Source organism: Photobacterium frigidiphilum (genome assembly GCF_003025615.1).
Taxonomy (GTDB): domain Bacteria; phylum Pseudomonadota; class Gammaproteobacteria; order Enterobacterales; family Vibrionaceae; genus Photobacterium; species Photobacterium frigidiphilum.
The window spans coordinates 215,833-229,017 of sequence record NZ_PYMJ01000003.1; the positions used below are offsets into that span (position 1 = coordinate 215,833).

The 13,185-nt window shown below is 42.2% G+C and carries 9 protein-coding genes; 2 read left to right on the top strand and 7 right to left on the bottom strand.

The annotated features are described in order from the left end of the window. Window positions 1–70: 70 nt before the first annotated feature. Window positions 71–2,443 carry a Lon protease family protein gene (locus C9J12_RS04645; RefSeq protein WP_107241641.1) on the top strand — a complete coding sequence of 791 codons (2,373 nt, stop codon included), beginning with the start codon at window positions 71–73 and terminating at the stop codon, window positions 2,441–2,443. Window positions 2,444–2,693: 250 nt separating this feature from the next. Continuing rightward, a complete protein-coding gene (locus C9J12_RS04650) occupies window positions 2,694–4,370 on the top strand; it encodes a methyl-accepting chemotaxis protein (RefSeq protein ID WP_107241642.1) in 1,677 nt (558 codons plus the stop codon). 88 nt (window positions 4,371–4,458) lie between these two features. On the opposite strand, the gene yddG is transcribed toward C9J12_RS04650, so the two are convergent. The 7 genes from yddG to C9J12_RS04685 all read right to left on the bottom strand — a co-directional run bounded on the left by yddG (window position 4,459) and on the right by C9J12_RS04685 (window position 13,172). Beyond that, window positions 4,459–5,346, bottom strand: coding sequence for an aromatic amino acid DMT transporter YddG (yddG, locus tag C9J12_RS04655; protein ID WP_107241643.1), 888 nt, complete (start codon window positions 5,344–5,346; stop codon window positions 4,459–4,461). Between the two features lie 292 nt (window positions 5,347–5,638). Beyond that, window positions 5,639–7,267 (bottom strand): methyl-accepting chemotaxis protein, encoded by a 1,629-nt coding sequence (locus tag C9J12_RS04660; RefSeq protein ID WP_107241644.1) that lies wholly within the window; start codon window positions 7,265–7,267, stop codon window positions 5,639–5,641. Between the two features lie 225 nt (window positions 7,268–7,492). Next, the gene (locus C9J12_RS04665) at window positions 7,493–8,200 is read right to left on the bottom strand and encodes an ABC transporter ATP-binding protein (protein ID WP_107241645.1); all 708 of its coding nucleotides are present in this window, start codon (window positions 8,198–8,200) and stop codon (window positions 7,493–7,495) included. Between the two features lie 6 nt (window positions 8,201–8,206). Next, window positions 8,207–9,487: an ABC transporter permease gene (locus tag C9J12_RS04670; RefSeq protein WP_107241646.1), complete on the bottom strand. Its 1,281-nt coding sequence runs from the start codon at window positions 9,485–9,487 to the stop codon at window positions 8,207–8,209. Window position 9,488: 1 nt separating this feature from the next. After that, complete coding sequence (locus tag C9J12_RS04675) at window positions 9,489–10,706, bottom strand: ABC transporter permease (RefSeq protein ID WP_107241647.1); 1,218 nt, start codon at window positions 10,704–10,706, stop codon at window positions 9,489–9,491. Next, the gene (locus C9J12_RS04680; protein WP_107241648.1) at window positions 10,703–12,040 is read right to left on the bottom strand and encodes a TolC family protein; all 1,338 of its coding nucleotides are present in this window, start codon (window positions 12,038–12,040) and stop codon (window positions 10,703–10,705) included. The genes C9J12_RS04675 and C9J12_RS04680 overlap by 4 nt, the downstream gene beginning before the upstream one ends. Further along, window positions 12,033–13,172: an efflux RND transporter periplasmic adaptor subunit gene (locus C9J12_RS04685; RefSeq protein ID WP_107241649.1), complete on the bottom strand. Its 1,140-nt coding sequence runs from the start codon at window positions 13,170–13,172 to the stop codon at window positions 12,033–12,035. Before C9J12_RS04685 ends, C9J12_RS04680 begins: the two co-directional genes overlap by 8 nt. Window positions 13,173–13,185 lie beyond the last annotated feature (13 nt).

The following is a 13,185-nucleotide window of genomic DNA, read 5'->3' on the forward strand; positions in this document are numbered from 1 at the left end:
GTTAAGTCACTAAAATATAATAATTTTCTGACTACACTAGAGTAATAACTGTCATATAAGAGGGACGCATATGCCAATTAAACCCCTAAGCAGTGACAAGCTGTATCGAGTATCTGAATTAAATGGGTTAGATGCTGATTGCAAATCAACGAAGCATTTAACACCATTAGATGAAATTGTGGGCCAAGAAAGGGCGCAGCAGGCGGTTGAGTTTGCTATGTCGATTAAAGAGAAAGGCTATAACATCTATGCGATAGGTCGAAATGGCTTAGGTAAACGTACGATGGTGATGCGTTATTTAAATCGTCATGAGCCGAATGATAAAGAAAGCAATCTATATGATTGGTGTTATGTGGTTAATTTTGAAGAAACCCGTAGCCCGAAAGTATTGATGCTACCTGCAGGAACAGGTATTCAATTTAAGAAAGACATTGAAAAGCTCATGCAGCGTTTAGTCAAAGGCATGCCACTCGCTTTTGATAATGAAATGTATTATTCCCGAGCTGAAACGCTAAAAAATCAGCTTGCTGAAAAGCAAGAGGGTGCCCTCGCTAATTTAACGAAGCAGGCTAAAGAAAAAGGCATCAGCCTATCGCTAACCACGCAGGGTGATTATCAGTTAATCGCAATGAATGGTGAAGAGTTACACACCGAAGAAACGTTTGATCAATTAACTGAAGAAGAAAGAAACCAGTTTGACGAAAATATCAATCAGTTTGAAGCGAAATTGCGTGGCATTGTTCGTCAGCTAACGGAGTGGGAAGAAAACTATACCGATAAACAGCAGAAGCTCAATGAAGAAATAGCTTCTGAAGTTATCGTGCATTCGATCAAAGAATTAAAAGACAAGTACCAACGTCAGTCAGAAGTGAAGCACCATTTAGTGGCATTGGAAAAAGATATTCTTGAGAACTTGGATATCTTTTTAGAAGAAAACGAAGAGCAAGTTGCATTAGCCTACGCCGCATTAGACAAGAAAATGCCGCGCCGCTATCAAGTGAATGTGCTCGTCAGTCAAAATGACAATAAATTTCCGATCGTGGTTGAAGAAAATCCAAACTATCACGCTATTTTTGGCTATGTTGAAAATGCGACATTTAAAGGTACTGTTTTTACCGATTTTTCATTGATCCGTCCAGGTAGTTTGCATCGTGCAAATGGTGGCGTGTTAATGATGGATGCAGTGAAAGTGCTTGAGCGTCCCTATGTATGGGATGGTTTGAAGCGTGCGCTCCGTTCTCGCAAATTGAATTTGAGTTCACTAGAACGTGAAGTAACGCTTTCTGGCACAATTTCGTTGGATCCTGAACCGATACCGTTAGATGTGAAAATTATCTTGTTTGGTGATTATCAGACGTATCAGTTGCTACAGCACTATGATCCTGAATTCAGTGAACTGTTTCGTGTGACGGCTGATTTTGAAGATGAGATGGTGCGTACCGATGAATCGGAAGAGCACTATGCGCGCTTCATTTCTAGTATCGTTCACGATAACAATATGTTGCATTGCGACCGTAAAGCGATTGCACGTGTGATTGAATACAGTTCTCGCCGCGCTGATGATCAGTATAAATTATCTCTGCATTCCGCCGATATTGCGAACTTACTCCGTGAAACTAATTATTGTGCGCGAGCGTCGAATGCCACGATGATCCGAACACATCACGTTGAACAAGCATTACAGAATCAAGAAAAGCGGGTGAGTCGCTTAAAAGATCACGTCATGCATAGTTTCGTTACGGGGACGACGTTGCTTGATACTGAAGGTGTGTCTGTTGGGCAAGTTAATGCATTGGCCGTTATTGCGACGTCAGACTATCAGTTTGGGTCACCTAATCGAATTACGGCGACCACTGCATTTGGCGAAGGCGATGTTTTCGACATTGAACGCAAAGTGGAATTAGGAGGAAGTATTCACTCAAAAGGGGTGATGATCCTATCTGCTTATTTAGCGTCAGTGTTTGGTAAAACATCTAAAATCCCATTAACCACACATTTAACCTTTGAGCAGTCGTACGGTGGTGTTGATGGTGATAGTGCATCAATGGCTGAGTTGTGTGCCATTGTTTCTGCATTTTCTCAACAACCGATTCGTCAAGATGTGGCGATTACAGGTTCAATGAACCAGTTTGGTGATGCGCAACCAATTGGAGGTGTTAACGAGAAAATCGAAGGCTTCTTTGATGTGTGTGTCATCAAAGGGCGTAAACCCACTCAAGGGGTAATTATCCCAGCATCGAATGCGCATAATTTGATGCTACGTAAAGATATTGTTGAGGCGGTAGAAAAAGGCAATTTCCAGATATGGGCAATTAGCCATGTTAAAGAAGCTATCGAAATTCTTATGGGGATGAAAGCCGGCATGCTAACAGAGCATGGCAATTATGATCTTGATTCTATCTTTGGTATTGCGCAGATCAAGTTGAACGCGTTAAGAAAGTAAATAGCATATAACATTAATTATGTGAATTGGCAGAGCTGCATGGTGTTGATATACCATGCGGTTTTTTATTTAATTAATACTCAAGTTACCTCAATAAATTCGCCCTTTGGGAGTGCATCTTGAGGTAGCTTGGGTATACAGTCTTTCCACAATATTTGATTTCGATCAAATAGCCCCCAGAATTGAAAGTAATGCAACTAGTTGCTCCTATACTTGTTACATAACATCTAATGGTAACTTGAGTGGGTGAATGATGATTGCACGTAGCCATGGATCGGAACACGCAGCAGAGGCCCGTAAATATTCTATTTTCTCTTTAACGATTAAAGGTAAGTTCACATTCTTCTTTCTGACGTTGGTTATTCTCGTTAGCTCATTGGCTGTACTTTCTATATTCAATTTAAGATTGATTGATCAAAATTGGAATAACTATCAGGTTGAGATAGTATCCCGACAAACGCATTTACAAGCAATGAAAGCACACTTTGGCTATGGTGGAATGATCCATAATTTTAAGAATTATGTACTACGAGGGGATGATAAGTACTTACCCCGAGTAGAGAATAATTATCAGCAGCTATCAACTCAAATTACTGCTTACCGTAACTTGTCTCAACTCAGTGCGGAGGAGCAAAAAGCGCTAGAGCTTATCTTATCAGTTGCTACCGCCTACCGTGATGCTGCTCAACAGGCTGCCAGTATGTACAGTAATGGCTACAATACACACGATATTGATGCTGCTGTGAAAATTAATGATGCTCCGGCGCTGAAGGCTCTTGATGTCTTAAATCAGGCTTACTTGATTTTAACAAAAAGTATGAGTAAACAACTTAATGAACAGCTCTCGCTATCAAGGTATGCGCTATTAGTTGGGGCGTCACTTATTCTATTATTCGTGAGTGGCAGTTTGTTGTTGTTATACACCAATGTGGTGGGACGTATTCAGTTGTTGGCATCTGTAAGTAAAGAGCTGGTTAACGGGGATGGGGACTTAACTCGCCGAGTTGAGATGAAAGGTGACGATGAACTTAGTGATGTTGCCAGTAGTGTGAATCAATTTTTACAACAAGTACACCATGTGGTGAGTGAAGTTGTAGTAACGTCTAAAGCATTACAGCATGATGCTAATGTGTTGTCAGAGGCGAATCAGAGAGCAGCGGAGAGTGTTTCTCAGCAGCAGGCAGAAATTGAACAGGTTGCGACAGCAATTAATCAGTTTGCGGCCACTGTACAAGAGGTAGCCACTAGTGCCGAAGCAGCATCGGTATCGGCACAGCAAGCGACTAAACTAACACTGGATGGTCAGCATGCGGTTACGACGAGTGCTGAGGGAATTCATAGTTTAGTTTCGCATCTGAATCAGGCGCAAGAGACAATTAATAGTGTTGAGTCAGGCGGTGAGGAGATTGGTACGGTACTTGATGTAATTCGTGGTATAGCGGAGCAGACGAATTTATTAGCTTTGAATGCGGCGATAGAAGCGGCAAGAGCGGGTGAGCAAGGTCGGGGTTTTTCAGTTGTGGCTGACGAGGTCCGAAATTTAGCGACACGGACTCAAACGTCAACTGCTGAAATCGATACGATGATCAGTGAGCTACAACTCAGTAGCCGCAGCGCTGTCACTGTCATGCATACCGGACATAATGAAGCGCTACAAAATGTGCAGTTATCAGATCAAGCTACTAACGCCTTGAACCAGATCGCGACGGCTGTTATACAAATATCTGCAGCCAACGAGCAAATCGCAGCGGCGGCGGAACAACAGCATGTCGTGTCTGAAGAAATAAATAGAAACATTCACAATATTAGCCAGTTAGCTGATGGTTCATCAGATTTAGCGCAGCAAAATACATCCGCCAGCCTGCAGTTGCAACAACTAAGTGAAAAACTGGGACAACTCGTTGCTCAGTTTAAAGTTGCGAATTGACGGACTATACCCAAGTTGCCTCAAGATGCTCGTTTCAGCAAAACTCACTGAGAACACTCTGAATCCTGCATCTTGAGTTTATAGGCTGCTATCTTTTATCTTTACTGAACCACCAACACAGCAGTGAAGAGATCGTTACCATTGCCACACCTTGCCAAAAGCGCGTTGTTAATGAAATATCTAAAATCCATGCGGATAAGAACGTCGAAAATATTGGCGTAAAGTACGATAGCGTAGCCAATAGCATCATGTTTCCCCCTATGATGCCGATATTCCACAACGCGTAACCGCTGCCCATTACAATGCCTGCCAATAATAAATCAATCACAGATTGCGTTGTAAATACCAATGCCCCTTCATCACTAAAGAAGTACTTGATCCATAACGCGATAGCCGTCGCGATAAAGAACCATGTAATGGCATTTTTTCCATTAGAAAGGTGCTTGGTAACATTACAATATATTGCCCATAAGAATGCACCAATTAACGCCATTGAATAACTTGCAGGGTTACTTGCTACATTGCCAACTAAGCGTTCAAGGGAAAGGCCCTGATCACCGCTCATTGTCCACGCTACCCCAAAGAATGACAGTAAAATGGATGGGTAGATAATAACATTGACTTTCTTTTTGCTGGCAAGAACGGCTAACAGCACCGTTAAAGAGGGCCATAAATAGTTAACAATACTGACTTCAATAGCTTGAAGACGATTGTTTGCCATTCCTAAAGCCAGAGACAAGCAGATCTCATAACTTACAAATAAACCGCCGCCAATCAATAGATAACGAGTAGAGAATGAAGGCAAGCGTGGCGCCCCTAATGTGACAATCAAAAACAGCGAACTCACGCTATAAATCATCGCTGCGCCACCAATCGGGCCAAGTTGTTCTGCTACATTTCGGAGCAAGCCCACCGTTAAGCTCCACAGCACAATGGCTGCACATCCGGCGAGGGTGAATTTGTAGGAATTGGTCAAATATAACCTCTAGTAATACAGCAAGATAGAGGATGATTAGATCATGATGCAGAGGGGAGGGCAAGAACAACAATGTAAATTATAAAGAATAATAAATAGGTGAAATCGGTAGGTGGTAAATAATTGTTTTTTAGAGGTAATGTTGATGATAAATAGCAAAGGTAATTCGGCTGAATAATGTTAATTGAGGCAGGGGGTATTGGATAGGTCCAATGTGTTTTTCGCGTTAATACTTTATTGTATTTGGATCGAGATTTATTAAATAAAGTATCAACGCGGGTTTAAATGATGTTTAATTTTGCATTGTAAAAGTACTGAGCTTTTTATTTAAGTTTTTAGAAATGGTCGTCAGGTTTTCAGATAGTTGGGCGGTTAAGTTTGACTGATTCGTCGCATCTTTGGCTGCGTCGTAAACTGCATTGATATTTTTGTTGATTTCATTTGATGTTGTTTGTTGTTCTTCTGCTGCAGCTGCAATTTGGTGGCTCATATTTTGTATAAGATTGACGGCTGTTTTTATGTCATTAAGTGAATCTTGGGCTGCCTCTGTTTTTTGAACTGCGTTATTTGCGCTTAATAGATTTTGTTCCATTTTCGACACTGCATTGCTGGTTTCAATTTGGAGTTTCTCTATCATTTCAGAAATCTCACTAGCGCTTCCTTGAGTGCTACTTGCAAGGTTTCGAACCTCTTCTGCAACAACGGCAAAACCTTTGCCTTGTTCACCAGCACGTGCAGCTTCTATCGCAGCGTTGAGGGCTAAAAGGTTTGTTTGTGTCGCAATACCCTTAATTGTGTCAAGGATGGTGTTGATGTTCTTTGTCTCTTGGGCGAGAGTGCTGATGACATCTGAGACTTGCGTAATATCATCTGAGAGTACGGTGATATCGTTGTTCATCACTTTGACCACGTTAATACCCGAATTACTGTACTCATCGGCTTTTATCGCAGTATCTGCTGCACTGATTGTATTTTGTGCCACCTCTGTCACTGTTGCTGTCATTTCCATCATAGCTGTTGCGGTAAGCTCAAGCTGTTCGGTTTGCTTCATTGCGCCTTTACTTGTTTGCGATGCAGATGACGCGAGATCGGATGAGGCTGTTAGTAACTCTTTTGTAATGCTATTTATATCGCTTATAAGTGACCTAAGTTTGTCTAGTGTTTTATTGTAGGATTTGCCTAACTGCGATAATTCATTTTTACCTTGATCGTTAGTGACTTTATAAGAAAGATCACCTTGTTCTAACTTCAGCATTCCTTTAACAACGCTTGCAATGTTTGTTCGGATGTATGAAGAGATTAAGTGTGAGGTGAGAAAGCCAATAAAGCCAAAAATTAGAATAATAGCAGCGGTGTACATTAGCGTATCGTGTTCTGCATTACTAAATGCTTGCGAACGTTCACTTTTTAGTAGTATTTCATCTTTTTTTGCTGCTGAGAGTATCTGTCTGATACTGTCGACATATTGCTTTCCAGTGCCCGAGTTAACATATTCAATGGTATTACCGTTGTTTTTGCTTAAGTTGATACCCGGTTGTAAAACATTCGTTACCCAACTTTCTAGCTTTGCTTCAATTTCGAGGAATCGTTGAGTTTGGGTTTTGTTGTCTGCGGTTAACGTTAGTAGGTTTGATAGGGACTGTTTTACAGCTTCAATTCCTCCTTCATAGGGTTCTAAGAATCCGTCATTATTGGTTATCATAAAGCCGCGATAACCCGTTTCCATATTGACTACGTTTAAAAGGGTATAATCAATTTTATCAATGACTTCATAAGTGTGCTCAACCCATTCGTTCGACGTTTTTGCCCTTTCTGTTGAAAAATACAGTATTCCGAAAATGATAGCGAAGGAGATAAGTGGTACAAGAGCTGAAAACGTTAGCATCACTTTGATGGTGAGGTTGTTAAAGTATTTTTGCATAAGATCCCTCTTTTGCCTTGGAAGTTATTCTTACTCTAGGTTAGATATAGGCAAATGCAAAAATAAAGACTGGTTTTCTAGACAGTGCTCTCGGTGTTGCATAGGCTGGGTTCTTGTTTATTAAACAAATACAATAAAGCACCCAATCATCCTTGTTTTTATTAGAGTAACAAGGCTATAAGGTGCTTTACGTTTTCAGACGTTTTTACTGTGTGTAAAGCCTCCTTAGTTAAGTTTTTCGTCACTCACCACTTTCCCATCTTTTATACTAAGAATACGCTTAGTACGTCGTGCTAGGGCATTATCGTGAGTCACAATAATTAAGGTACATCCTTCTTGGTGTAACTCATTAAATAGCATTTCAATCTCGGCGCCTGATTTTGAATCCAAAGCCCCTGTGGGTTCATCTGCCAGTATGATTTGCGGGTCGTTAACGAGGGCACGAGCGATAGCAACCCGTTGTTTTTGACCTCCAGAAAGCTGATTGGGCTTGTGGTTCATACGGTCGCCCAATCCTACGCGTTTTAACAGTTCAGCCGCTTTTGCTCGGCGTGTTTTTGAATTTACGCCAGCATAGACCAGTGGTAGTGCGACATTTTCTAAAGCTGTGGCGTATTCCAGTAAATTAAAACTTTGGAATACGAAACCAATTTTACTGTTACGAATAGCAGAGAGTTGCGTGCTGCTTAGGGCCGATACATCGCTATTGTCTAATTGATAATTACCCGAAGTCGGTTTATCTAAACATCCGAGTACATTCATAAGTGTCGACTTCCCCGACCCCGATGGCCCGAGTATTGATAAGAATTCACCGTTATGAATGGTGAGGTCAACACCATCGAGTGCGTAAACCTCTTCATCCCCATTTTTATAGTGCTTGCTAATGCCGTTAAGCTGAACGAGAGGCTTGGTGTATGTCGAAATAGGGTTCATGAATGCTTACTCACTTTGCAATGCTTCTAATGGTGTAATACTGGCGGCGTGACGAGTGGGAAACCATGCTGCTGCGATACCAACAATACTTAATGCCAAGATAACGAGGCTAACGATAGTGAATGATAATTCAGGGGTAGGCTGTCCGAGATAATCATATAATCCATTACCTTGAATGGGGATGTTTTGCAGTAGGCTTACTAAGCCGTATGTTAGCCCTAGTCCAATCAGACCACCGACAGCGATGGTGATAAAAGCTTGAGTTAAATAGTGTAATTTGATGTCGTTAGGTGTTGCCCCAACCGCCATTCTTACCCCGATGTCACGGGTGGCTCGCTTTACGGTGGCGTACATCACGTTGGCTATGCCAATACCAGCAACTGCCAATGTGACGAGCCCAATAATGCCTAAAAAGCTTTGCAACCCGATTAAAAATTGGCGCATGGTTTTTTGTCTTAATAACATGTCTTGCGTTTGAACAAGCTGTTCATCATCCATGCTTGCGCCATATTTTCGAGCAATAACTTGTTTAGCCATAGTGGCAACTTTCTCACGATCTACGCCTTGAACTGGCTGAATATTAATTGCACCAATGGGTGAGTTAGCATTGAAGCGTGACCATGTTGTAAAGGGGACGAAAATAGCAAAATCAATCGGTGTGCCATTTTCTATATTGGAGGTATTAGGCTTTAGTACCCCAATAACGGTGAAATTTTCTTCGCCGACCTTCACTTGCTTTCCGATAGGGGAGGTCGTTAAGTCGGGGATGTTATCCCAATCGAAGTCATCATCTTCATTGAATAGACTGACTGCCGCATTGTGACCGAGAGCAATGACTTTACGTTGTTCTTTCATATCTAAAGGATTGAACCAACGACCGCCAGAGGCGATTTCTAAACCCGTCAATGCTTGGTATTGAGGATAAACGGCTAAGGGTTGCTGCCATGTACCGTTATCGTTATACCTAACATCTTCTGCCCATGTGGCACTTGGCTCTGCGGATTCAATTGAAGGTAGTGCGCGTAGTACATCTACATCATCCGGTTTAAGGTTGAGCTGTTTCCCTTTTGAAAATTGGCCATAATCTTTCGTCGCAAAACCACCCGTTAACATGATCAGATTACCGTTACCATTGCTGGTGGTGCGAATAAGCCCTTGACGCAAACCTTCACCAATGGCGAGCATAGATGCGATAGAAACTGTCGCCCACACAATGGCTAAAATCGTTAGCCCTAGGCGCATTTTCTCTGCGGTCATTTCGTGTATTATTTGTCGTAATGGCAGCATGTTATGCCCTCGCACTTAACGCGATAACAGGCGTAAGGTTCGATGCACGGCGTGCCGGAAAGAAAGAGGCTAATAGCGCTAAAATAGCGGTAACAAACAATGCCATCATGATAGCATCTAGGGTCATTGTCGGGCTGCCAAGCCATTCTGGTAATCCTATCTGATTCATGAGTGTAACTACCCCATAAGAGATGCTAACGCCGAGTAAGGTGCCCATTGCGACTAAGATTCCACCCTCAAGTAGAAATTGCACCAGAATATTATTGGGAGTAGCCCCAATGGCCAGCCTTACGCCGATTTCACGTGTGCGCTCTGTAACCGATAAAAACATGATATTGGCGACACCTAAGGCACCAACCGCTAAGGTCATTGCCCCACTTGCCCCAAGAAACATTTGAATACCACGTAGCAAAGCGGTAAAAAATTTCGCGTCTTGGCTAAAGTCAGGTAACCAAACCGCTCGTTTATCTGTTGGGTCAAAATGTTTTTGGTTAGCAAAGAATGACAATAGGTTTTGGCGAAGAATAACGCCTGAAATACCTTCCGCTGGCGTTACCATAATTTGACTGGGTTTATCGTTCCATAGATCAGAGAAAGTAGTATTGGGAATGATCACTTGATTATCTTCCCGCCCCATTGAAATGCCTCCTTCACTTTGTTGAGTAATGCCAGAGACTAAGAAAGGGATGCCACTAACCCTTAACTTGTCACCCAGGGCTAGATTGCCTTGTTTTGCCAACTGCCAACCGATGATGGCAATGCGGTTATGGTTGTTAAGGTCACTCTGGTTGATGTTACGCGACCCTAGTACGAGTTTGACTTTACGCATATCAACATAGTGATTATCAACACCACGCACATAACCGGGTAAAGTATGCCCAGTGATGTCTGTGACGCTGGCATCCCATTTCCGGTATAACACCGATACTGTTTTGATCGCAGATTGTTTTTCTAATAATCGGAATTCAGGTTCTGTGAGTGTGATCTGGCGCCGTGCAGGTAACCCTTGCCAAGGCTTGCTGGTCATTTCTGGCACGGCTAGCTGTGTGTCACTCATTAATAATGAAAATGACTTAGCGTTTACCTGATAAAAGCCTTCACCTAATGCCATTAGTACTAAGACAGAAACGATTCCCCATACAATCGCAATAATGGCAAGTAGACTGCGAAGCCGGTGGGCAAATAGCATCTGCACAATTTGCTGTAACATTGGCATCATGCTGCAAGCGCTCTTGATATTTGTTTGATTGTTTCATCATCCAGTTTCCCTACCGATTTCAATAATGACACGCGGTGCTGCCAGTATTGATAAAGCAATGATTGTAGGCTGTTTTTACTGATGAATAGATTATTATGCGCCGTTATAATATCGCTTGCATCTACTAAACCTGCGTCATAAACGGTTTGCTTACTCTTTAAGGCTCTTTCACGTGATGCGACTTGTTGTTGTGCTATTTCTACGCGCTGCCAGTCGAGCTGTATTTGAGTAAAGCGACTCTGGATGGTTTGCTTTATATTGATTTCGACAATGCGTATATCTTGCTTGGCTTGGTTAAGCGTTAAGCTTGAACGATCGACACTTGCACGTGTTGAACCATTTAAATCGATAGGAATATTTAATTTAATGTTAGCACTTAAATCGTCACGGTTACGGCGGTCGTTATCGCTGTAATTAATAGAACCTGCAACGGTTGGGTAGTATCCGGATTTTGCTTGGTCATATTGGAATTGGTTAGCTTTCAATGTTTGTTGGGCAGCCAGTAATTCGGGGCTGTTATTGCGAGCAAGTGCTAACCATTCTTTCTCGCTATTCACTTGCATTACAGGTTGTTTCAGAGATGTTGTACTTATTTCATTGATCGAGTTGGGTACTTGATTGATTAAAGCGGTTAACGCGGCTTGTAATGTATCGATATCAGATTGGTTTTGCAGTATTAACGCTTGTTCATCAACATGATTCGCTCGCATATCTTCTACTTCGGTAATCATGATACTGCCGGCAGCATAGCGTTGTTCAGTGATAGTGAGCATTTTTTGCCCTTCATCAAGTTTCTGCTGTGCTAAGCGTAAATCTCCATTCGCTTTCGCTAAATTGAGGTAAGCGGTGATCAACTTTTCGGCAAGGTCGTTGTGAGCTTGGCGCTCTTGTAGTTGTGAAGACACATAAAAAGCTTCTGAGGCATTTAAGCCCGACCACTTAGCACTGTCCCAAATGGTTTGGCTTAACCCCACCGAGTAACCATTGGTGTTTTTGCCATCATCATTCCAACTTGAAGTTGCACTCGCGTTCAGGCCGGGCAGCAAATCGCTTCGGCTTGAACGAATATTCGTTTCACTAATTTGAGTATCAATTTGTGCTTTTTGGTAACTAGGGTCGAAGGCTTTAGAGGCTTCCCATGCTTGTTCAATTGTAATGGCATACGTGGGAGTTGCCATGCCAATAAGAAATACACCGCCTACAATTCGATAAGACTTTTGTAAGAGTATAGCTACGCGTTGCAACCGTCTATTTCTAGGTGCTACACCAACAGTTGCTTGTATCAACTTAAGCATTGGGTGCTGCTCCCATCATGCTGAAATCAACAATTTCCTCGCCCTGTTTTAAACCAGAAAGTACTTCAACATTGATACCATCAGACAAGCCTAATTTCACTGGTGCGGTATGGAAGCCCTGTTCTGATTCATCAGGGATCAATACTTCAGGGTTATTGTCTGTAAATTGTAAAGCGCGTTCTGGAATTGTCGTGATTTTGTCAGCTTTTTTGAGAGTGATTTGCGCGGTTGCAGAAAAACCAGAGCGGATAGTTAGGCCTTCTGGAAACTGAATTTTATTTACTTCAACTTGGAAGCCATTATCAAAACTGCGCTGTGCTGTTGTGGTTTCTTGCGCTGAATTTAGCTTTTCAGATTGCACTGCAACTTTGCTTAACACACCGGTAATTTCTATTTCTGGGTAAGGGGCTAATGTCATGGTAACGGGCATACCAACGTGTAATTGCGCTGCGTCATGTTCGCTTACACTACCTTTAAATATCATGTTGTTCATGTTGGCTAGCGACATCATCTGTGTGGCAGATTGATTTGATTCTGTTGAAATAATGGGTTCGCCAACTTCAACATTTAGACTCAATACTGTGCCGGTAATCGGCGCAACAATGGTCGAGGTCAGGATTGATTCTCCCACCGATGATTCGCCACTTCGGATCAGGTCTAAGTTCTGCTGTTTTTGCTGTAGGTTGGCATTATTTTGGCGTACATCGGCTTTTGCCTGAATATAGTCACCATAGTTTTTGGGTATAACTTGATTTTTGACTAGGCGTTCAAGGTTTGCGAGCTTTTGTTTAGACGATTCCAATTGTGCCTGGCTCGACATTAATTCTGTAATGGCTTGTGTTAATCGTTGTGGTGTTGGGTTTGGACGTATTTTAATCAGCGGGGTGCCTGCTTCAACTTCTTCGCCAACATGATGAAAAATCTCGCCTACAATCCCTTCAATTTGGGATTTAATTTGAACTGAATGTGCAGGAACAATCTGCCCAACTGCGATTGCTTGTTTTTCGATTGTACCTATTTCAGCAGTGATAAGAGGCAGTGATAGTGTATCGCTATCTTTGGTGCTGAAGTAATATCCAGCACCTACCGTGATCGCTGTTGTAATAGCAGCCGCAATCCAGCGTTTTTTCATATAATTATCCGTT

Bases quoted from the DNA above. Each gene is read 5' to 3' on its own strand.
- C9J12_RS04645 (WP_107241641.1), top strand. From the start codon at position 71: ATGCCAATTAAACCCCTAAGCAGTGACAAGCTGTATCGAGTATCTGAA.
- C9J12_RS04650 (WP_107241642.1), top strand. From the start codon at position 2,694: ATGATGATTGCACGTAGCCATGGATCGGAACACGCAGCAGAGGCCCGT.
- C9J12_RS04660 (WP_107241644.1), bottom strand. From the start codon at position 7,267: ATGCAAAAATACTTTAACAACCTCACCATCAAAGTGATGCTAACGTTT.
- C9J12_RS04665 (WP_107241645.1), bottom strand. From the start codon at position 8,200: ATGAACCCTATTTCGACATACACCAAGCCTCTCGTTCAGCTTAACGGC.
- C9J12_RS04670 (WP_107241646.1), bottom strand. From the start codon at position 9,487: ATGCTGCCATTACGACAAATAATACACGAAATGACCGCAGAGAAAATG.
- C9J12_RS04675 (WP_107241647.1), bottom strand. From the start codon at position 10,706: ATGATGCCAATGTTACAGCAAATTGTGCAGATGCTATTTGCCCACCGG.
- C9J12_RS04680 (WP_107241648.1), bottom strand. From the start codon at position 12,040: ATGCTTAAGTTGATACAAGCAACTGTTGGTGTAGCACCTAGAAATAGA.
- C9J12_RS04685 (WP_107241649.1), bottom strand. From the start codon at position 13,172: ATGAAAAAACGCTGGATTGCGGCTGCTATTACAACAGCGATCACGGTA.